Origin of the sequence: Halomonas sp. BMC6 (assembly GCF_964204995.1) — a bacterium.
Lineage (GTDB): Bacteria > Pseudomonadota > Gammaproteobacteria > Pseudomonadales > Halomonadaceae > Vreelandella.
Genome location: NZ_CAXNSH010000001.1, coordinates 1,506,038 through 1,525,229 on the forward strand (window position 1 = coordinate 1,506,038; position 19,192 = coordinate 1,525,229).

Here is a 19,192-nt window from a genome sequence, read left to right on the forward strand (position 1 = left end):
TCATGCTTGGGGCTACAGCTCACAATATGAATGTTTTATCTGAGTTGAGATTTAATCTTTCTCCTACCTTAGTCAGAACATTCAGTTCTCCACTCTTCAAGCATATCATGCCTCACTAGAGCTTCTTCTCCTAACTCTTCTCTATGTGCTGCTATTTTAGAGTCTATGCATGATTCAATGCTTTGTGTCCGAGTAGGACGTGTTGATAAAATTTTTAAGGTTTCATTATGGGCATCGTTGCCAGCATTGATAACATCGATTAGAGACATCCCATCTACATATTCTCGAAACTCTCTTACTAAAAGTCTATTATTAGTGAATAACGAAACAAGCATATCATTCGCGCTAGAATAACCTGCAAGGGAGCCATTTTCTATTTCTTTATAATCGCTAAGGGTGAAGTTTTGATTGTTTTTCGCATATGTGTTGAACATGATTTTTGCTATTGCTTCATTGAATTTATATATTCCTTCCTGACTTTTATGTTCCAATTGTAAGTTTTGATACGTTGTGATGAAAGTTGTATCATTTGTGGAATCTAGCTCGGTAGAGTTTTCAAAAATATTTATAGGCCACATTAATCCACGTCCGAGATTATATGCAAGGCTTTTGTAACCATAATTTCCAAACCCCCAGGATAAAAGGCCGTATATGAATGCTGCGGCTAGATAAATTGCTAATATTTTTAGTTTCATTGTGTCTCCTTTTTTAAGACATTCTAATGGGTTAAGTTTTATATTAAGGTTTTAAAATAATATGATTTGATGTTTTTCATGTTAGTTATGTATGGGTATGGTTCTATAGGATTCTCAGAGTTTTTCATAACTGATCTTTTGGTAGTTTAGTTTTAATCGAATTGTTGATGGGTTGGTTTTCTAAGTTTGAATAGCTTTATATGATAGCAATTTTTAAATTGCTTGAACAAGAAAATTTAATAAGTCTCGCTCATAATTATTTACACTCGATCTATTTCTCGTTTCCCTATCTTCCGGGCTTATTCACGGATGAAATGCTCATTGGCGGTTTGATCGGATTACTGGAGGACGTTGCCGCTTTGGCGAAGTTGACCGCAGCATCACTGGGTAATATGAGCGCTACTGCAGGGGGGTTGTTGGGTAAAACCGAGGCTGCACCGATTCAGGCTGATCCTGGATAGGGATGGATACGCTAAGAGATCTAACGTATTCCAACGCTATGCTAAACGAATGACAAGCTATTGTTTTCAAAAGCAATCTGGATACCGGATGAGTGACATTTGCTCATAGCATTGGCGCTGATAACCATTTCTTCCGAAATGATCGTGAACGGGTGCCAGTCCTCAGTTAGAAACTCTATCGCAGTTATCTTGGTACAGCGGCGCATCGGTGCCTAGCGCTAGACGCTCGTTGGCGCTGTTGTAGTAAAAGTGGCCGTGCTCAACGTTGGCAAGGTGATAATCGCCGCAAACCCCATAGCCCTTGTTGACGCGTTTTAAATGCGAGATGTCGACTTGTGTTTGGCTGCCGAGGCGTTGCGATATGCTTGTGGCGATGTGCGCATCACGCTGGGTCTCGGAGTAGGCTTGGCCACCGAATATCAGGCCCGCCACGATGAAAATGGCGACAACGGGAATCCACAGGTTATGCATAGCGTGCCCAGTAAGTAGGTGTGGTGTGCAGGATGCCAGCAGGTAAAGTAGTTAGCAGGATAATAACGGGTTGCTGGTTTAGCTGCACTGATGGGTGTGGGCTGCGTTGCTGTTGAATGCCACTCGCAGATTGAATAAGCTGCCTGCCGCTAAAAAGCCCTATTCAACCCTCCGCATCATCCCGAATCGCGATAGAGATGGCGTTTACGTGCCGCCCACGGCTCCGGGGTAACTTTATGGATGAACGCAAATGACGCTTGAGCATTTGGTGGCGAATTATGGCAGCTTCGGCTTGTTCGTGGGGGCGAGCTTGGAGGGCGAGGGCATCGCGATGCTGGGCGGCATCATGTCTCATCAGCACCTAATCGGTGTTTGGCCCGCCATCATCGCCCTGGCATTGGGTTCTTTCGTGGCGGATCAAGTGTTCTTCCTGCTTGGGCATGGCGGGCGCAATAACGCTATCGTTCGTTCGGTTCAGGGGAGCGCAGCGGGTGGGCGTGTAGTGACCACGTTCAACGCCCACCCGGACGTTTTCGCGTTCTCCTTGCGCTTTCTTTATGGGCTACGCATGGCCGGTGCGGTGACGATTGGCACGACCGATTATCCTTGGCCACGATTTATCCTGCTTAATGCTATTTCGGCGCTGCTCTGGTCGGCCGCCTGGGTCACGCTCGGTTATATGTTTGGTCAGGCCCTTGCGCCTCTTTTTGAGCGGTTAAGCGGCCTTTCCCATTTTGTTTGGGCGGGTGTTGCCGCTACCCTTTGCATCGCGGTAGTGGCCGTGATGGCTTCCAGGCGGAGACGAACTCAGCGCTTAACGACGCGCAATTGAGCTTGATGCCTCGCCAGAGAGCGACATTCCCCTTACGTTTGTGTTTCAGTACGCACTAGGCAGGTGAGTAACACCAGCGTCAGCGCTGCCATTCCACCGGTATAGGCGATCAGCGGCCAAGCCGTGCTGCCTGTCGCTGAAGTCTTACAGCGCGCCACGCAGGGCGCAGCCTGGAATACCCCAGCGCGTTACGAAACGTTCGGCAAAGCGCGCCGTGATAATCATAACCAGGGCCACCGTCGCAAAGGCAACGCTTAGAAGGCTACTCCCGCTCATAGGGAGGCTCAGCTTGCTTGCCTTCTGCTGGGCTTTGCTAACCCTCACCTGCATGCACGTTTCTACGATATCTTGATGAGATTCTTTTATTTGCGTTGGGATAACTCATGAAAATCGACCTCTACCAAGTAGATGCTTTCGCCTCAAAACCCTTTGAAGGCAACCCTGCAGCCGTGTGCCCGCTGGAGGCGTGGTTGGATGATACGCTGCTGCAGGCCATTGCAGCGGAGAATAACCTGTCCGAAACCGCATTTTTCGTACCCACGGAATCGGGCTATCACCTACGCTGGTTTACGCCTTCGGTGGAGGTGGATCTGTGCGGCCATGCTACCTTAGCGGCGGCGTGGGTGGTGTTCCATGCCTTGGGCGTGGTGGCCGAGGCGGTGGCCTTTGAAACCAGAAGCGGTGTACTGACCGTTCGCCGCGAAGGCGATGCGCTGGTGATGGACTTCCCCGCGAAAACGCTCGCACCGCTAAACATGCACGCGAAAGTCGCCGCTGCCCTGGGCGGTATCGAAATCGAAGAGCTGCTGATCGCGGATGACATCGTGGTGGTTGTCGAGGAGGCGAGTGTGATCGAACGCCTTATGCCGGATATGCAGCGGCTTAAACAGTTACCAGGGCGAGGTGTGGCCGTTACCGCGAAAGGCGATGATGTGGACTTTGTGTCTCGCTGGTTTGGCCCCAAGGTCGGCGTGGAAGAAGACCCGGTAACCGGCTCGGCGCATACGTCGCTCGCACCTTACTGGGCCGCGCGTTTAGGTAAGCAAGCACTGACTGCCCGCCAGGGTGGCGCACGCCAAGGCGCGCTGAGCTGCGTTGTAGAAGGCGAGCGCGTGATGATTAAAGGCCGCGTTGCGCCTTATCTAATGGGGCAAATCACGCTTCCTGAAAATTCCGTCCTAGCGTAGTGCTTCTCACTCCATAGCGCGCTCCCTCGAAGGCCACTCTTCGAAGAGACGCAGTGAGGGTAGGTCATGAAGGGAGAGAAACGACACTGCCCTTGGCGTAAAAGAGTCCGCTCGCCCCAGCCACCGTGTGCTTTACTGTCTGCAATGCTTATTCATGGAGGAAGCACCCATGGCCATTGGTGGTCTAATAGGATTACTGGATGACGTTGCCGCATTGGCGAAGTTGACCGCAGCATCACTGGACGATGTGAGCGCTGCCGCTGGGCGTGCGACGGCAAAAGCGGCCGGGGTGGTGGTGGATGATGCGGCGGTGACGCCGCAATATTTGCACGGGGTAGTGGCAGATCGTGAGCTGGCGATTGTGAAGCAGATCGCGCTGGGCTCTATCCGCAACAAGCTGATTTTTATCCTACCGGCGGCGCTGCTGCTGAATTATTTTCTGCCCGGGCTACTGCCGATCATCCTGATGATAGGCGGCACCTACTTGGCTTTTGAGGGCGCGGAGAAGGTGTGGCATAAGCTCTCGGGCCAGCATGACGATGACAAGCCCGCGGTCGAAAAAGGGCCGGAGGCCGAGAAGAAGATCGTCAGTGGTGCCATCCGCACCGACCTGATTCTGTCTGCTGAAATTATGGTGATTGCGCTGGCGACGGTGTCTCATCAGGGATTCTGGTCACAGCTAGCCAGCTTGGTCGTGGTCGCGTTTGTGATCACTGTTTTGGTGTATGGCGTGGTGGCGCTGCTGGTCAGGATGGACGATGTGGGCCTGAAACTCGCCCAGCGGGATCATTCAGGCATACAGGCGCTGGGCCGGGGCTTGGTCACGGCCATGCCCAAGGTGCTGGCGACCATCTCGGTCGTTGGCACCGTCGCCATGCTCTGGGTAGGTGGGCATATCTTGATGGTGAATTTGGGAGCCGAGGGAACGGGCTGGTTCAGCGCGCCCTATGAGTGGGTGCATCATATTGAGCTAGGCATTCGCGAGGCCACCGGGGCCTTGGGCGGCACGCTGGACTGGAGCTTCAATACGCTGTGCTCGGCGGTGATTGGCTTCTTGGTGGGCTCGGTGGTGGTGGGGGTGTTGCGCTTCGTTCCTGCCAAGCGCTAGTAACATTTGCTGTATAAATAGACAGTTTTTATGCTAAGGTTTACTTAACCACCTGAGGGCGGGCGCGCTGGAGTCTCTTTTAATATGCAAAGGTGACCACTGCTGGATTGAGTGCTGCTTGCTTGGGAGGTGCTTGTTTTGAAGTCGCAAAGCGCTTTATGTAAACCTGGGAGGCAGCACTCATGAATGATCAGCAAATACAGATATTCACCAGCGAAGATGGTCAAGCCCACCTTGAGGTGACGCTGGAGCAAGAGACCGTTTGGTTAAGCCAAGCGCAGATGGCAGAACTGTTTAACACCAAGCGCCCTGCAATCACCAAACACTTAAGTAATATTTATAAAAGTGGAGAGCTGAATGAAGACAGCACATGTTCCATTTTGGAACATATGGCTGAGCATGGGCAGCGATACCGCACCAAACACTACAATCTTGATGCCATTATTTCTGTTGGTTATCGGGTTAGCTCAAAGCGTGCCACCCATTTCCGAAAGTGGGCAACTCAAGTATTAAAAGACCATTTGGTGCAAGGCTATACCCTCAACCAACGCCGTCTAACCGAGCGTGGCATAGAGTTTGAGCAGGCGGTGAATCTGCTCAGCCGAACCCTGACCAATCAAGGCTTGGTTTCAACAGAAGGCGAAGCGGTTGCTCGTGTGATTAGCGATTACGCTCGTTCCTGGAGCCTGCTGCAAGGTTACGACGAGCAACAATTGACCGAGCTAAACATTAAACAGCCCGGTATGCATTCACTTGAGTTGGAAGAAGCTCTGAAAGCCATTGGCGAGTTAAAACAGACCTTAATCGCTAAAGGCGAAGCAACCGAACTGTTTGGGCAGGTGCGGGGCGACGGTTTGACCTCAGCTCTTGCCACCATTGACCAAGGCTTTGGCGACGAACTGTTTTACCCCAATGTGGCCACCCGAGCGGCGCACCTGCTTTATTTTGTGATCAAGAATCACCCTCTGGCCGATGGAAATAAGCGCTGTGGGTCGTTTCTGTTTCTATGGTACTTGCGTCGCAACGCAGCTTTGCTAGCCCGGCCCGTTGAGCAACTGATCAACGACAATACGCTTGTCGCATTAGCGCTGTTAGTGGCTGAAAGCCTACCTGATCAGAAAACGTTAATGATTCGGCTGATTGAGCATTTCATACTGCTGAAAGACGAATGAAGCTATCAATAAGGCAGTGCTGAGATCTAATGCCATGTCACCGACCGCCGATTATTCAAGCAATCACGTACTATGTGATTGAGTAGGCCAGCGCAACTCAAAACACGAACCACCCTCATCAGAGGGGTAACATCTGGCCTCGCCACGGTGGGCTTTGGCAATCGCTGCCACTACCGCCAACCCTAGCCCGCTGCCGCGTTTGTCTCCCGGCGTACCATTGTCGGCGTCCCGCGCATGTCGGAACGCCATGAAAATATGCGCGGCATCTTCTTGGGGTATGCCTGGGCCAGCGTCGATGACACGCAGCACATACCCAGCGTCGTCTTGGCGCGTTTGGATGGTGATGGGGCCTGGCGATGCATGCTGGCGAACGTTTTCCAGCAGCGCCAGCAACGCCTGACGAATACGGAAGGGGTCGCAGTACGCAGTGCCAGACTGCAAATCGAGCGTTGGGTAATGCTGTGAGGCATTCAGGGCATGTCGACAAAACTCAACGACGGATTCAATGTCAGCAGAAAGGTCACACGGTTTTATCTCAAGATTCAGGTGCCCGTTTTCGACCAAACTCACGGCGCGAAGGTCTTCAATGAGCTTTGCCATGCCGTCGATTTGGGTAAGCAGGCTTTGGAACTGTGCCGTTTCGGGTGGGAAGACACCCTCTGCCAAGCCTTGTAAGCGGCCGCGCAAGATAGTCACTGGCGTACGTAGCTCATGGGCGATGGCCGCATTCCAAAACGCCATGTCTTTGGACATTCGCTGCAATTGGTCGGCTAGCGCATTGAAGTCGTTGGCTAATACGGCGGCCTCGCCTAACGAGCGGTCACCGGTGGTGGCGCGTGCGTCCAGGTCGCCTTGCGCGACGCGACGAATGCTTTCTGTGACGGAGTTGAGTGGCACCAGAATGCGACGCGCTAAGTGAATGCCCACTATCACGGCGAACGCCAGCCCAACTAACGTCGTGCCAGCGAGCCAAGCCCACTCCGGCCCTGTCGGGAACATGTTGGGATCGCTCACCGACCCTTCCCAAAAGTGGAAGGCAATGAAATAGAACACATAAGAGGCTGCCACGACGAACAGCGTAATCCCAAGCGCCATCGCGGCCATGGTTAACGCGATGGTGCGGCTTAGCCCAATGAGTTTCATTCTGCCCCCCATAGGCGATACCCAACGCCGCGTATGCCCACGGGCATGCCTTTCACATCGACATCTTCCAGTTTTTTACGCAGCTTGCTGATATGGCTGTCGACGGTGCGCTCAAGCGCCTCGCCTTCGGGTAGGCAAGCGGCCAACAGCTCGGCGCGGGTGAACACCTTTTTGGGCGCGCGGGCAAGGTGCGCTAACAACCTGAACTCAGTGAGCGTTAAAGCAAGGCTGCGCGAGTCTCCTCCCACCTCCACAAAAGCTTCGTGTTGTTCCAGGTCGATCTCGAAGGGTGGAACCCGAAGGACAGGTTGTTGATGGCCAGCATGCGCCATGGTGCGCCTTAACACGGCCTGCGCGCGAGCGACGACCTCGGCGGGGTTAAACGGTTTGACGACGTAGTCGTCGGCACCAAACCGCAGGCCCATCAGCTTATCAATGTCCTGATCCATCGCGGTCAACATGATGACGGGCGTCTCGCCACGGTGGCGAACCTCAGACAGCACCTGCCAACCGTCCAGCTTAGGCATCTTTACATCGAGTAAGACGAGGTCAGGCTTCATCGACAAATGCATGTCTAACGCTTTGCGTCCATCCGCTGCGTGGATGGTCCGCAGGCCCGCGCGTTTCAGATAAGCCTGCAGAATCTCAGCGATCTCAGGCTCGTCTTCGGCGATGAGAACCAGTGCGTGTAGGCCAGAAGAAACGCTTGGCGATGGGTGATGCGTGGACATGAGAGCGCCTAATGAAACATTCATTGTGTTCTCCATCATATCTACACATACCGTCGACAGGAATACCACGCACCAGCGATATAGTCCCCTTCAATTTTATTGCTAGGCAACTATTTGCCCATGCCTGAAGGGACGATACATGACGATCCGACATATCTATCGAAATGGTGGGTTCTGTGCCTTGCTGCTGATCGTGTTGACCGCTTGCGGGCCAGTTGAGCAAGAAGCAGCGGCCCCACCTGCTGCCCGAGTGTCTGTAGTGACCTTAGCGCCCATTACGTTGGAGCTGAGCGAAGATTTGCCGGCCCGAGTGTTGCCTTTTCAAGTGGCAGAAATTCGCCCGCAGGTGAGCGGGATTGTTCAACGTCGCCTGTTCGAGCAGGGAACCGACGTAAGTGCGGGGTAGCCATTATTCGACATCAACCCCGCGCCGTTTCGGGCGGAAGTGGAAACGGCAGAAGCCGCTTTGCAGAAGGCTGAAGCCGAGCTTGCGCATGCACGTGCGCAGTCGGCTCGGTTGGAGTCGCTGGTCAGAGGGCAGTCGGTGAGCCGCCAGGCTTATGACGACGCCGTATCCAAAAGTCAGCAGGCCGCTGCTGAGGTGGCCCAAGCGCGTGCCACGCTGTCGCGCCGCCGCCTTGACTTGGAATTCTCCACGGTGGCGTCTCCCATTGCTGGCCGAATTGATCAAGAGTTAGTCACGGTAGGAGCGCTGGTGACCAGCAGCGATAGCACGCCCATGGCCCGTGTTCAGCAGATCGATCAGGTCTATGTCGATGTTCGACGCTCGGCTTCCGCGCTGGCATCGCTGCAAGACGCGCTGGCGTCGCATCCCTCCCTAGATAGTGGCTTGCCGGTCACCATTCTCGGCAGCAACGGCACGCCTTACGAGGTCACTGGGCGTCTTCTGTTCTCGGGTATCAATGTGGAGGCCAGCACGGGCGACGTGTTGCTGCGAGTACTGGTAGACAACCCCAACCGGCGCCTGCTGCCCGGTATGTTTGTGCGTGCTCGCGTGCCCTATGCACGCTACGACCATGCGCTGACGGTGCCGCAACAGTCTGTCGTGCGCATCGGCGGTAAGCCTTATGTTTGGGTGGTGGGTGCTGCGGAACAAGTAGAAATGGTCGCTGTGCAGCTTGGCGAATTGGTGGAGGGGAGCTATCGCGTTCAGGACGGGTTAACTGAGGGGCAGCGGGTGGTCGTCCAGGGTATCGAGCGCCTGACGGAGGGTTCCAACGTTAGCGCGGTGGCTTGGCAAATGTCATCGCCTCTTGAGGCTTCAGTGGCATCTTCTCACTAAGTATCAGGAGTATCGGCAATGCCCCAGTTTTTTATCCATCGCCCCGTCTTCGCCTGGGTAGTTGCGCTATTTATCATCCTCGCGGGTGTGATCGCTATCCCTAAGCTGCCGGTCGCTCACTACCCTTCGGTAGCGCCGCCTTCGGTGACCATCACCGCGACGTATCCCGGTGCCACGCCGCAGACCATGAACGACGCCGTGCTCAGCCTCATTGAACGAGAGCTCTCCAGCGTCAAGAACCTGCTGTACTTCGAATCGACCGCCGATGCGTCGGGGTCGGCCTCTGTCACCGCCACCTTCAAGCCCGGGACAAACCCGGAACTGGCCCAGGTGGATGTGCAGAATCGGCTCAAGGCCGTCGAACCCCGGTTACCCCAGGCGGTTCGTCAGGATGGACTGAGCGTAGAGTCCGCGTCCTCCAGTTTTCTGATGATCGTGGGGCTGAGTTCTGAGGGTGGGCGCTTTGATGAGATCGCCCTAAACGACTATATGGCGCGCAATATCGTCGAGGAGCTGCGCCGTATTGACGGCGTTGGCCGTGTGCAGCTGTTCGGTGCTGAGCAGGCAATGCGCATCTGGATAGATCCTGAAAAACTGATTTCTTTCGGCTTGTCGGTGAATGATCTCGCGACCGCGATCACGGAGCAGAACGCACCGATTGTGCCGGGCAGCATCGGCGCGTCTCCCTCCGTGCCAGGCCAAAAAGTCACCTCGCTATTGACCGCGCAGGGGCAATTGAGCACGCCGGAAGAGTTCGCCGCTATCATCCTGCGCTCGAATGTCGACGGCTCCAACGTGGTGTTGGGCGATGTGGCGCGCGTTGAGCTGGGTGCCCAATCCTACGGCTTCTCCAATCGTGAGAATGGCCAGCCAGCAACGGCGGCGGCCATACAGCTGGCCCCCGGTGCCAATGCGGTGCGCACGGCGGAGGGCGTGCAGGCGCGTTTGGCTGAGCTAAACCAGGCGCTGCCTGCGGGCATGAACTCGTCGGTTCCCTTTAATACGGCCCCGTTCGTTAAGGTGTCTATCGAGAAGGTTATCCATACGCTGATTGAGGCAATGGCATTGGTCTTCCTGGTGATGCTGCTGTTTCTACAGAACATCCGTTACACGCTGATTCCTGCGCTGGTCGCGCCGATTGCGTTGCTGGGCACCTTCACGGTGATGCTGCTGGCAGGTTTCTCCATCAACGTGCTGACGATGTTCGGCATGGTGTTGGCGATTGGCATCATCGTCGATGACGCTATCGTGGTGGTCGAGAACGTTGAGCGCATCATGGCCAAAGAGGGGTTATCGCCAAAGTACGCCACCATCAAGGCGATGAAGGAAATCACGGGCGCGGTGGTGGGCATCACTCTGGTACTGAAGGTGGTGTTTATCCCCATGGCCTTCTCGAGTGGTTCGGTGGGTGTGATCTACCAGCAATTCGCGCTGGCGATGATGGTTTCGATTCTGTTCTCGGCGTTTCTGGCGCTGTCGCTGACCCCAGCGCTATGCGCCACCCTTCTCAAGCCCATTAAGCCGGGGCACCACGATAAAGGCGGCTTCTTCGGTTGGTTCAACCGGGCACTTACCCGTATGACCGCCCGTTACGAATCGCGTGTTGGAAAGCTGGTCGCTCGCAGCGGGCGGGTCATGGTGGTGCTTTTGGTCATCGCAGGCGTGCTGGTGTTCGCGTTTCGCCAGTTGCCTTCGGCTTTTCTGCCCGAAGAGGATCAAGGCTATTTCATGACCAGTATCCAGCTACCCGCCAATGCGACCACCGAGCGCACCTTGGATGTGGTCAAGGCGTATGAGGAATATGTCATGGCGCGCCCTGCTGTAGACGGCAATATGTCCATTTTGGGCTTCGGGTTCTCAGGCTCCGGCGCGAATACGGCGCTGGCGTTCACCACGTTAAAGGATTGGGGGCAGCGTGACGGTGTCACGGCGGCAAGCGAAGCGGAAGGCGCTCAGGAAGCCATGAGCCAACTGAATGAAGGGATGGTAATGAGTATGTTGCCCCCGGCCATTGATGAGTTGGGTACTAAGTCTGGCTTTACGATGTTCTTGCAGGATCGCCGCAACCAGGGGGCGGAGGCCCTTAAGGCGGCCGAAACAACGCTACTGGAGCTGGCGGCGCAGAGCAAGGTGGTCAGCGAAGTCTATTCCGATGGCCTGCCGGAAGGGGCGAGCATTCGTCTTGATATTGATCGTCAAAAGGCCGAAGCCCTCGGGGTGTCGTTCGCCAACATTAGCGACATTCTATCTACCGCGATGGGGTCGTCCTACATCAACGATTTCCCGAATGAGGGCCGGATGCAGCAGGTGATTATGCAAGCGGATGCGTCGGCACGCATGCAGGTGGATGACGTGCTCAAGCTGCATGTGCTGAATAGCCGGGGAGGCATGGTGTCGCTCTCAGAGGTGGTGACGCCGGTGTGGGACGAAACACCGCTACAAATGGTGCGCTACCTGGGCTATCCCGCCGCCAGTATTTCCGGCAGCGCGGCGGCGGGGGCTTCCACGGGTGAAGCGATGGCGGAGATGGAGCGTCTAGCGCAGCAGCTTCCGCCCGGTTTCGCCGTGGCCTGGACCGGGCAGTCTTTGCAGGAGCAACAGTCTGCTGCCCAAGCGCCCATGCTGGTGGCGCTATCCATCCTGGCGGTGTTTCTGGTGTTAGCCGCGCTCTACGAGAGCTGGACCATTCCGCTCTCGGTCATCCTGGTGGTTCCTTTGGGGCTGCTGGGGGCGGTGGCTGCTATGCTGCTGCGCGACCTGCCGAACGACGTATTCTTCAAAGTGGGGATGGTCACCGTGATCGGGCTGTCGGCGAAAAACGCGATTCTGATTGTTGAGTTTGCAAAACAACTGCGTGAGCAAGGGAAGGGGCTGATAGAAGCCGCAGTGGAAGCCGCCCGCCTGCGCCTGCGCCCGATTCTGATGACCTCACTCGCTTTCGGTTTGGGGGTGGTGCCGTTGATGGTGGCGTTTGGTGCTAGTGCCAACACCCAGCATGCGATAGGTACGGGCGTGTTCGGCGGCATGGTCAGCGGAACGCTGCTGGTGATTCTCTTCGTTCCAGTGTTCTTCGTATTCGTGATGGGCCTTCAGGAGCGGGTGAAGAGCTGGCGATCCAAAAAGGAAGAAGCGCTTTGATGAGCCAAACGCTGGGGTCGCACGCAACGGTTATCGCGTACCATGGTGGCACACTCACTGCCGAGGCCCCTTGCCATGACACGCGTTGCTATCTTCGTGGATACCCAGAATGTCTATTACACCGTGCGCGAGGCCTACGGCAAACACTTCGATTACCGCCGTTTCTGGGCCATGGCAACGGCCAACCGGGAGGTGGTGGCCGCCCGCTGCTATGCCATCGATAAAGGCGACGCCAAGCAGCGTGAGTTCCAGAATATCCTTCGCGCGATTGGTTTTGATGTCCGGCTCAAGCCCTTCATCCAGCGCGCGGATGGCTCCGCCAAGGGCGACTGGGACGTGGGCATCACCCTTGATGCCATCGAATACGCCGAGAAAGCGGATGTGGTAGTGCTGGTCTCCGGCGATGGCGACTTCGATCTGTTAGCCCAGAAAATTCGCGAGGTGCACGGCAAACGCGTCGAGGTCTACGGTGTGCCCCAGCTCACCGCTGCCTCGCTTATCAACGCCGCGAGCGAGTTCATCCCCATCGAGCGTGATCTGCTGCTGGGGTGAGTGAAAGCGAGAAATAGAAGGTTGAGCCGAATATAGAGGCTATTCGGCTCAGCAGGTGAGCCGAATAGAAAGGCGCCTTATGCCTCTTCGATGCCATCCACCAAGAAGACGCGGTAATCAGCACCCTGGAAGCGGTGCTTGCGGGCTTCTTGGTAGGCGGGGCTTTGGTACCAGGCGCGGGCGGCGGCCATGTCGGGGAAGCGCAGAATCACGGCGCCTTCCATCGCGCTGCCTTCCAGCACTTCAAAATCGCCGTAAAACGCCAGCGGCTGCGGGTCGTGGCCTTCGCGGGCGGCTTGGGCTTTTTCGCTGTAGCGCTGCATTTCTTCGCTGTCGTGGGTGCGTTCACGAGTCAGAACGATATAAGCGGGCATTCCTTTCTCCTAGGGACGTCAACAAGACGCTCAAGCATACCACCGCCGAGTAGCGCTGCCTTATGAAGCATGGCTATGAGGGTCATCGGTGTGGGTAGGCGCTTCCGCTTCGATCACGGCGTTGGCCTCTACCGCGCGTTCGAGCTGGCGGTGTTCCAGAGCGGCGAGGGCGATGCGATAGCAGTCGTCGATATGGCTGTTGCCCATGTACTTCATGGCGGTAAAGCTGATGCCGCCTGCCACGGCGCTGCCGATAAGCGGCACGAACTTTGAGGCGCCCTTCGCCGCCACTCGCACGCCCATTTTACTCAGTAGCGAGATGATCAGGTTCTGGGTGATGTACTTGCCCGCCATTTTGCTGCCGGTGTTGGAGATGGCGGTCATCACGAACAGCTTGCTGTCGGTATCCAGGCCGTCGATTTGCTCCGGCGTCAGCCCAAACTGGCTGTTAATTTTGGGGATGATGCGCATCAAAATCGCGACGTCCGAGCCGATATCCAGCCCCGGCACCGGGATGATGGCGGTGCCCGCAGACAGGCCGGCGCTTTTGGTCACCATCGCTTGGCACGCCTTTTTGATAGCGTCGAGTTCTTCCTTCGTTTCAATCATGTACCGCTCCTGGTTGACGATGGGCTTTCATCACCCTAGCCGAGGCGTGGCCGAAAGGCGAGCCATAACGCTGCCCCGGTAGGGTGGGCGGTGGCATGAAAAAGGGCGGCTATCCGCCGCCCTGAAGGGAGTCTCGAATCCGCGTGGGCGGTGTTAGAACGTTTGCCAATCCAGCTCGAACGCGTCGGCTTCCCGCTTCGTGTTTCGTGTAGGCGTGGAGGCCGATAGGTAGTTGGCCGGTGGGGCAAGCGGCGCTTGGCGGGCGGGTGCGTAAGCGGCCACGGTGAACTGGGCGGTGATCTCGGCGAGCTGTTTGGCTTGGTCTTCCAGCGAGGCGGCGGCGGTGCTGGACTCCTCCACCAGCGCGGCGTTTTGCTGAGTGACGGAGTCGATTTGCGAGATGGCGATATTCACCTGATCGATTCCTCGGCTCTGCTCTTCCGAGGCTTGGGTGATTTCGGCCATCAGTGCGGATACCTTGCTGACGTTATCGGCCAGTTCGCGAATGGTCGTGCCGCTTTTCTGCGCTTGGCCCGAACACTCCACGGTTTTGGAACGGCTGATTTCCAGCATCGAGCGGATTTGGCTCGCCGACTGGGAGCTGCGGCTGGCGAGCTGGCGCACTTCGTTGGCCACAACGGCGAAGCCTCGGCCCTGCTCACCCGCTCGCGCCGCTTCGACCGAGGCGTTGAGTGCCAGCAAATTGGTTTGGAAGGCAATGCCGTCAATGATGCCGACGATCTCGCCCATTTTCGTGGCGTTCTCTTCCAGCTCGCGCATCATTGCCAGCATCTGCTCACTCTCCTCGGCGGAGGTGTGGGCGGTTTTGGCCGCGCTTGAGGTGATCTTGTTGGCCTCGGCGGCGTTGTCGGCGTTCATTTTGACCGTGGCGGTCAGCTCATCCAGGCTGGCAGCGGTTTCTTGCAGGGCGGAAGCCTGCTCTTCCGTACGCGATGATAAATCCTGCGTGCCGATGGAAATTTCATTCGTGCCGGTAAATAAGTTGTCGCTGTTTAATTTTAGGCTTTGCACGATACTGGTGAGTTGCGACTGCATCTCATGTAACCCGGACAGCAGCACGCCGATTTCATTACGGCCTAAACGCTGAATGTCTTGTGTTAAGTCGCCACTGGCAATCGCTGTTAAATGTGTGACGGTATGATTGATGGGGTTAATGATGGCTTTCACGATGACGAGACGAGCCAATACCACCATGAGTAAAGCAAAGCTCATGATAAATAGGGTGGCCAATAACGTGAGTTGGCTGTTCTTTTTATCTTCGGTCAATATGTCTTTCGTTCTGGCTTCCGTTAATTGCACGAAGTTACGCACCGTGCCTTGAAACTCTCTTCTTAATTCTATGACCGGTAGCCAAGCGTCTTGTGCAGCTCCTAGAGTGGCCGCTTGAAGTACGCGGTTGAGTGTGTCGGTATAACGTTGATAGATCTGATTGATCTCGGCGGCAAGCGCTTCCCGCTCGCTCTCGGGCGGTGAGGCGATGGTATTGAACTCGACTAAGCGCTGCTCGGCGGAGGATAAATACGTCTCTGCTTCTAGCTTCCAACGGTTCAATTCACTCGTTGTTTCATTCTCTTGCCATGCTTTGAGGTATTCCCGAGTGCTGGCATTGGCTTGGGTCAGGTTCGCTTCGGAGCGGTTGATGGCGTTCATCTGACGCACTCCCACGTCTGCGATTTCATGCAGGGAGCGGGTGCCATTTTTATTGATGACGATGCTCAACGCAGAGAGCAGCAGCATGAATAACACCAGCGTGCCCATGGCGATGGTCAGCGTTTTTTTGATCGAAAGATTATGGATGAGACGGCTCATGTGGCGTATTCCCTTAGCTTTTCATGTGGTCTTGAGAGGAAGTAAGCGTTTTTATTGTTAATGACGGGGCGATTGTAATCACGAAAACAGAGCGTGTGTGGGTTGGATTGTGAAACAATGTCAACACCACGATAAAAAGCTGATATGGATCAATTTTCAGATAGGCGTGAAAGCGCTATGGATATGTCTTTTAATATTTTTAATAGTTGTTAAATTTATTGTTTGATGTGTGTCGATGTGTATTGAAGGTTGAATGATAGCGACTTTATTTATACGCGTTTACTAATAAGTAAGTATAACTACTGAGAGCGACTCATAACGAGGTGAAAAGAGGAGTGCGTGTGAATCGCTCGTTAAAGCGAGGCGGGCTGAGTAAGTGGAGACGAGAAAGAGGGCCGCACGTGGCGACATGAACAGCGGGCGACTCAGGGTTTTTGGGTAGCCCGCTGGCGTTAGCGCTCAGCGGCGGCGTCACGGCAACCATGCTCATGGCAGGTGGGGTGGTGCTCGTAGAGCGTTTGGATGATTTGGCAATCGGCGGCCTTGCCGCCTCGGCACTGGTGAACCACGTGGCGCAGCTCGTCCGCGAGCGCTTGCAGTTTGGCAATACGCGCTTCCAGATGGGTTAAATGGCGGCTGGCGATGTCATCGGCGGCACTGCAGTCGGTGTCAGGGTGGTCAGACAGCGTCAACAGCTCCTGAATGCTGTGTAGGTCTAACCCTAGGTGGCGGCCATGGCGTATAAAGCTGATGCGCTCAACGGCCGCCTGATCGTAGTAACGATAGCCCTGCTCACCGCGTGACGGGGGCGGCAGCAAGCCAAGCTTCTCATAGTGGCGGATGCTCTCCGGTGAACAGCCGGTGCGGGTAGCCACTTCTCCAATGCGATAGGCGTGTGTCATCGGCTTGACCCTGTAACGATTACAGGGTTTAGGCTAATCCTTATTCCCACCGTGGACAAGCAGGTGACGAGATGACGCTGATAACCGAGCTGCTACACATTGCTTTGACGGCAGCCCCCTGGTTGTTGCTGGGGCTGGTGATTGCCGGGTTGATCAAAGCCTGGCTACCCGAAACATTGCTGCAGCGCTGGATGGGCGGGCGTGGCCTGGGCAGCATTGTGCGGGCGGCGGTGATTGGGATGCCGCTGCCGCTGTGCTCCTGCGGGGCGATTCCCACCGCCATTGCCCTGCACCGGGGCGGTGCGGGGCGCGGGCCGACCACGTCGTTTTTGATCAGCACCCCAGGCGTGGGCGTGGATTCGATTCTGCTCACCAGCGTGCTGCTTGGGCCGCTCATGGCGGTGGTGCGCGTTGTTGGGGCGCTGGTGACGGCCATTGTGACGGGCTTGCTAGTGGGCTTTACCCGCGACGCAGAGGCCGTTGCACTTGTCGCCAAGAGCGGCTGCTGCTCGTCGCATGGCTGCCATGACCACCACGCCGACACCGGCGAACCTAGCGGTTTGAAAGCGGGGCTGCGTTATGCGTTTAGCGATCTGTTGGATGATATCAGCGCGTGGATGTTTGCCGGGCTGCTGCTGGCGGGCGTGCTGGTCACGCTGGTACCGCCGGATACCCTGGCACGGTTTTCGGGTGGCCTGTTGGCGCTGATGTTGATGGCAGTGGTGGGCATACCGCTCTACATCTGTGCGGCCGCCGCCACGCCGGTGGCGGCAGGGCTACTGTTAGCCGGTATCTCGCCAGGAATGGCGCTGGTGTTCCTGCTGGCGGGGCCGATTACCAGCCTCGCCACGCTGGCCATTTTGCGCCGCGAGCTGGGTAATGCGGCGCTCGCCGTGTACCTCGCCAGCGTGCTGATCGTTACCGTGCTGGTGGGGTGGTCGTTTGATACGGCCGTAAGGATGGCCGGTTGGAACCCGGTGGAGCAGGCGAGCCAAGTACAAGAGCTGCTGCCCCACTGGTTGGAGTGGCTGGCCTTGGCGGTGCTGGCGCTGGTGGCTATCCGGCCGGTGCGCCGCCGTTTACTAGGCTTTTAACCGAGAGTGAGCCGCTGTTCGTGGCTTAGCGGGTGTCTTTGTAAATACGCCCGCCTTTCATGATCATCCGCAGATTCTGTTCAGGGTCGTGCAGAAAATCGAGGCTACGGCTAGGGTCACCATCCACCAGCAGCAGGTCGGCCCAGGCACCGGGTTCGATCTTACCGAGCGTGCCGGGGTAGGGGTTACGCGGGCCAGAAAGCGCCAGCAGCTCGCCATTGCGGCTGGTGGCCATGGCCAGCACCGTGAGCGGGTCGTAGAAGCGGGTGAGTTTGGCCAGTTGGCGCAGCTGGTTAGGCGTGTTTTATGGGCTGAACAGAATGTCGGTGCCCCAGGCCGTGTGGATGTCGAAACGCTGGGCGAGCTCATAGGCGCGCACGGTGCCTTCGGCCACTTGCCGCTGTGATTCGCGACGGGCGGCGTCGGGGTACACGTTGGCGTCTTCGTCCTGCAAGAACGGCTGTAGGCTCCACCACGCGCCTTCGCCTGCCATCATGCGGGCGGTCTCTTCATCGGCGAGCTGGCCGTGTTCGATGGATTTGACGCCTGCCCGCAGCGAGCGCTGTATGCCTTTTGGGGTGTACACATGCACCATGACGTAGGTACCCCAGTCGTCGGCAGCCTCTACGGCGGCGCGCAGTTCGCGTTCGGTAAACTGGGTGCTGTCGAGTGGATCGTATAGCGAGGCCACGCCGCCACCGGCCATCAGCTTGATTTGCGAAGCACCTAACATGAGCTGCTCACGGGTGCGTCGCAGGACTTCATCCTCCCCATCGGCAATCGCCGCGACCCCTTGGCGCTCCTGCTCGCTGAGCGGGGAATTCGAGCCCCGTGGAATCTCATGGCGCATACGGAAATCGCCGTGCCCGGAGGTTTGGGAAATCATCGCCCCGGCGGGGAAAATACGCGGCCCATCGACGATGCCTTCGTTAATGGCGCGCTGTAGCGCAAACGACGGCCCGCCCACGTCTCGCACCGACGTCACGCCGCGCATGAGCGTGCGCTTGGCTTCCTGGGCCGCCACCAGATGGATGTAGCCCACATCAGCCGTCATGGCGGTGGTTTGGGTAATCGCTGCCAGCGTGGTGTGCCAGTGGGCGTCGATGAGTCCGGGCATGAGGACGCGGCCACCGCAGTCGATCACCTGCGCCCCGTCGGCTGCGGCATCGGCGGGCAGCAACGCTTGAATGCGCCCCTCGTCGATACGTACCGACACGCCGCTCTGCACCGCACTGCCGCTGCCATCAAACAGTTGTAGGTTGGTCAGCAGCAGCGGGCCGCTGGCGTGACGCGGCTGCGCACTCACCACCGTGGGCACGTTGAGCCCGGCAAACATCGCCATGACCGCTGCCGTGCCACCTAGCATTTGGCGGCGCGTGAGGTCGGCCATCACTCGCTCGTGAAACTGCTGCAGCATAGGTGAACCACAGCAGCAGGCGCCAGGCCCATGAGAGGCGTGCCCATGAGGCAGCGGCGTGTGTAGATACGGGGCGTGAAACGTCTTGGCGGCGGGCATCAGCGTTCTCTCATCGGCGAGGGGCGATCACGCTTAATAAACTATAGTGAGTGCCCTTAAGCAAGCTTACGCTA

Annotated in this window: 20 protein-coding genes; 10 read left to right on the plus strand and 10 right to left on the minus strand. The window is 56.6% G+C overall.

All coding sequences use genetic code 11. The features are described 5' to 3' along the window. Nucleotides 1–68: 68 nt before the first annotated feature. A complete protein-coding gene (locus AB6K10_RS07160) occupies nt 69–695 on the minus strand; it encodes a hypothetical protein (protein ID WP_339118295.1) in 627 nt (208 codons plus the stop codon). 200 nt (nt 696–895) lie between these two features. Here AB6K10_RS07160 and AB6K10_RS07165 point away from each other — a divergent pair, with 200 nt between their 5' ends. Beyond that, nucleotides 896–1,156 carry a hypothetical protein gene (locus AB6K10_RS07165; protein ID WP_339118296.1) on the plus strand — a complete coding sequence of 87 codons (261 nt, stop codon included), beginning with the start codon at nt 896–898 and terminating at the stop codon, nt 1,154–1,156. Between the two features lie 162 nt (nt 1,157–1,318). On the opposite strand, the gene AB6K10_RS07170 is transcribed toward AB6K10_RS07165, so the two are convergent. Then, nucleotides 1,319–1,627, minus strand: a complete 309-nt coding sequence (locus AB6K10_RS07170; protein ID WP_339118297.1) for a hypothetical protein — start codon at nt 1,625–1,627, stop codon at nt 1,319–1,321. A 250-nt stretch (nt 1,628–1,877) separates the two neighbouring features. Between AB6K10_RS07170 and AB6K10_RS07175 the strand changes: the two genes are divergently transcribed. The 4 genes from AB6K10_RS07175 (at nt 1,878) to AB6K10_RS07190 (ending at nt 5,926) form a co-directional block, all read left to right on the plus strand. Beyond that, nucleotides 1,878–2,459 (plus strand): DedA family protein, encoded by a 582-nt coding sequence (locus tag AB6K10_RS07175; RefSeq protein ID WP_339118298.1) that lies wholly within the window; start codon nt 1,878–1,880, stop codon nt 2,457–2,459. A gap of 383 nt (nt 2,460–2,842) precedes the next feature. After that, entirely contained in the window at nt 2,843–3,646 is an 804-nt protein-coding gene (locus AB6K10_RS07180; protein WP_339118299.1) for a PhzF family phenazine biosynthesis protein, read from the plus strand. A 169-nt stretch (nt 3,647–3,815) separates the two neighbouring features. After that, nucleotides 3,816–4,754, plus strand: a complete 939-nt coding sequence (locus AB6K10_RS07185) for a DUF808 domain-containing protein (RefSeq protein ID WP_339118300.1) — start codon at nt 3,816–3,818, stop codon at nt 4,752–4,754. Between the two features lie 182 nt (nt 4,755–4,936). Then, nucleotides 4,937–5,926, plus strand: coding sequence for a virulence protein RhuM/Fic/DOC family protein (locus AB6K10_RS07190; RefSeq protein ID WP_339118301.1), 990 nt, complete (start codon nt 4,937–4,939; stop codon nt 5,924–5,926). Between the two features lie 63 nt (nt 5,927–5,989). Here AB6K10_RS07190 and AB6K10_RS07195 read toward each other — a convergent pair whose 3' ends face one another. Further along, nucleotides 5,990–7,069 (minus strand): ATP-binding protein, encoded by a 1,080-nt coding sequence (locus AB6K10_RS07195; protein WP_339118302.1) that lies wholly within the window; start codon nt 7,067–7,069, stop codon nt 5,990–5,992. After that, entirely contained in the window at nt 7,066–7,824 is a 759-nt protein-coding gene (locus AB6K10_RS07200) for a response regulator (protein ID WP_339118303.1), read from the minus strand. Before AB6K10_RS07200 ends, AB6K10_RS07195 begins: the two co-directional genes overlap by 4 nt. A 115-nt stretch (nt 7,825–7,939) precedes the next feature. Between AB6K10_RS07200 and AB6K10_RS07205 the strand changes: the two genes are divergently transcribed. From AB6K10_RS07205 to AB6K10_RS07220, 4 genes are all read left to right on the plus strand, one after another. After that, nucleotides 7,940–8,206 carry a hypothetical protein gene (locus AB6K10_RS07205; RefSeq protein ID WP_339118304.1) on the plus strand — a complete coding sequence of 89 codons (267 nt, stop codon included), beginning with the start codon at nt 7,940–7,942 and terminating at the stop codon, nt 8,204–8,206. A gap of 12 nt (nt 8,207–8,218) precedes the next feature. Next, nucleotides 8,219–9,103, plus strand: a complete 885-nt coding sequence (locus AB6K10_RS07210; RefSeq protein WP_339119603.1) for an efflux RND transporter periplasmic adaptor subunit — start codon at nt 8,219–8,221, stop codon at nt 9,101–9,103. 18 nt (nt 9,104–9,121) lie between these two features. Then, nucleotides 9,122–12,241 (plus strand): multidrug efflux RND transporter permease subunit, encoded by a 3,120-nt coding sequence (locus AB6K10_RS07215; RefSeq protein WP_339118305.1) that lies wholly within the window; start codon nt 9,122–9,124, stop codon nt 12,239–12,241. 75 nt (nt 12,242–12,316) lie between these two features. After that, nucleotides 12,317–12,793: an NYN domain-containing protein gene (locus tag AB6K10_RS07220; RefSeq protein ID WP_339118306.1), complete on the plus strand. Its 477-nt coding sequence runs from the start codon at nt 12,317–12,319 to the stop codon at nt 12,791–12,793. Between the two features lie 77 nt (nt 12,794–12,870). Here AB6K10_RS07220 and AB6K10_RS07225 read toward each other — a convergent pair whose 3' ends face one another. From AB6K10_RS07225 to AB6K10_RS07240, 4 genes are all read right to left on the minus strand, one after another. Then, entirely contained in the window at nt 12,871–13,167 is a 297-nt protein-coding gene (locus AB6K10_RS07225; RefSeq protein ID WP_339118307.1) for a DUF1330 domain-containing protein, read from the minus strand. Nucleotides 13,168–13,227: 60 nt separating this feature from the next. Then, nucleotides 13,228–13,776 (minus strand): hypothetical protein, encoded by a 549-nt coding sequence (locus tag AB6K10_RS07230; protein WP_253016706.1) that lies wholly within the window; start codon nt 13,774–13,776, stop codon nt 13,228–13,230. 153 nt (nt 13,777–13,929) lie between these two features. Next, a complete protein-coding gene (locus AB6K10_RS07235) occupies nt 13,930–15,606 on the minus strand; it encodes a methyl-accepting chemotaxis protein (protein ID WP_339118308.1) in 1,677 nt (558 codons plus the stop codon). A 452-nt stretch (nt 15,607–16,058) separates the two neighbouring features. Then, complete coding sequence (locus tag AB6K10_RS07240) at nt 16,059–16,508, minus strand: helix-turn-helix domain-containing protein (RefSeq protein ID WP_159341289.1); 450 nt, start codon at nt 16,506–16,508, stop codon at nt 16,059–16,061. A gap of 71 nt (nt 16,509–16,579) precedes the next feature. Here AB6K10_RS07240 and AB6K10_RS07245 point away from each other — a divergent pair, with 71 nt between their 5' ends. Further along, nucleotides 16,580–17,602 (plus strand): SO_0444 family Cu/Zn efflux transporter, encoded by a 1,023-nt coding sequence (locus AB6K10_RS07245; protein ID WP_339118309.1) that lies wholly within the window; start codon nt 16,580–16,582, stop codon nt 17,600–17,602. A 25-nt stretch (nt 17,603–17,627) separates the two neighbouring features. On the opposite strand, the gene AB6K10_RS07250 is transcribed toward AB6K10_RS07245, so the two are convergent. Both AB6K10_RS07250 and AB6K10_RS07255 read right to left on the minus strand, forming a co-directional pair. Further along, nucleotides 17,628–17,837, minus strand: a complete 210-nt coding sequence (locus AB6K10_RS07250) for a hypothetical protein (protein ID WP_339118310.1) — start codon at nt 17,835–17,837, stop codon at nt 17,628–17,630. 69 nt (nt 17,838–17,906) lie between these two features. Next, on the minus strand, nt 17,907–18,992 hold the full coding sequence (locus AB6K10_RS07255; protein WP_339118311.1) for an amidohydrolase family protein: 1,086 nt from the start codon (nt 18,990–18,992) through the stop codon (nt 17,907–17,909). Between the last annotated feature and the right edge of the window lie 200 nt (nt 18,993–19,192).

Bases quoted from the DNA above. Each gene is read 5' to 3' on its own strand.
- AB6K10_RS07160 (WP_339118295.1), bottom strand. From the start codon at position 695: ATGAAACTAAAAATATTAGCAATTTATCTAGCCGCAGCATTCATATAC.
- AB6K10_RS07165 (WP_339118296.1), top strand. From the start codon at position 896: ATGATAGCAATTTTTAAATTGCTTGAACAAGAAAATTTAATAAGTCTC.
- AB6K10_RS07170 (WP_339118297.1), bottom strand. From the start codon at position 1,627: ATGCATAACCTGTGGATTCCCGTTGTCGCCATTTTCATCGTGGCGGGC.
- AB6K10_RS07175 (WP_339118298.1), top strand. From the start codon at position 1,878: ATGACGCTTGAGCATTTGGTGGCGAATTATGGCAGCTTCGGCTTGTTC.
- AB6K10_RS07180 (WP_339118299.1), top strand. From the start codon at position 2,843: ATGAAAATCGACCTCTACCAAGTAGATGCTTTCGCCTCAAAACCCTTT.
- AB6K10_RS07185 (WP_339118300.1), top strand. From the start codon at position 3,816: ATGGCCATTGGTGGTCTAATAGGATTACTGGATGACGTTGCCGCATTG.
- AB6K10_RS07190 (WP_339118301.1), top strand. From the start codon at position 4,937: ATGAATGATCAGCAAATACAGATATTCACCAGCGAAGATGGTCAAGCC.
- AB6K10_RS07195 (WP_339118302.1), bottom strand. From the start codon at position 7,069: ATGAAACTCATTGGGCTAAGCCGCACCATCGCGTTAACCATGGCCGCG.
- AB6K10_RS07200 (WP_339118303.1), bottom strand. From the start codon at position 7,824: ATGAATGTTTCATTAGGCGCTCTCATGTCCACGCATCACCCATCGCCA.
- AB6K10_RS07205 (WP_339118304.1), top strand. From the start codon at position 7,940: ATGACGATCCGACATATCTATCGAAATGGTGGGTTCTGTGCCTTGCTG.
- AB6K10_RS07215 (WP_339118305.1), top strand. From the start codon at position 9,122: ATGCCCCAGTTTTTTATCCATCGCCCCGTCTTCGCCTGGGTAGTTGCG.
- AB6K10_RS07220 (WP_339118306.1), top strand. From the start codon at position 12,317: ATGACACGCGTTGCTATCTTCGTGGATACCCAGAATGTCTATTACACC.
- AB6K10_RS07225 (WP_339118307.1), bottom strand. From the start codon at position 13,167: ATGCCCGCTTATATCGTTCTGACTCGTGAACGCACCCACGACAGCGAA.
- AB6K10_RS07230 (WP_253016706.1), bottom strand. From the start codon at position 13,776: ATGATTGAAACGAAGGAAGAACTCGACGCTATCAAAAAGGCGTGCCAA.
- AB6K10_RS07235 (WP_339118308.1), bottom strand. From the start codon at position 15,606: ATGAGCCGTCTCATCCATAATCTTTCGATCAAAAAAACGCTGACCATC.
- AB6K10_RS07240 (WP_159341289.1), bottom strand. From the start codon at position 16,508: ATGACACACGCCTATCGCATTGGAGAAGTGGCTACCCGCACCGGCTGT.
- AB6K10_RS07245 (WP_339118309.1), top strand. From the start codon at position 16,580: ATGACGCTGATAACCGAGCTGCTACACATTGCTTTGACGGCAGCCCCC.
- AB6K10_RS07250 (WP_339118310.1), bottom strand. From the start codon at position 17,837: ATGGCCACCAGCCGCAATGGCGAGCTGCTGGCGCTTTCTGGCCCGCGT.
- AB6K10_RS07255 (WP_339118311.1), bottom strand. From the start codon at position 18,992: ATGGCCGACCTCACGCGCCGCCAAATGCTAGGTGGCACGGCAGCGGTC.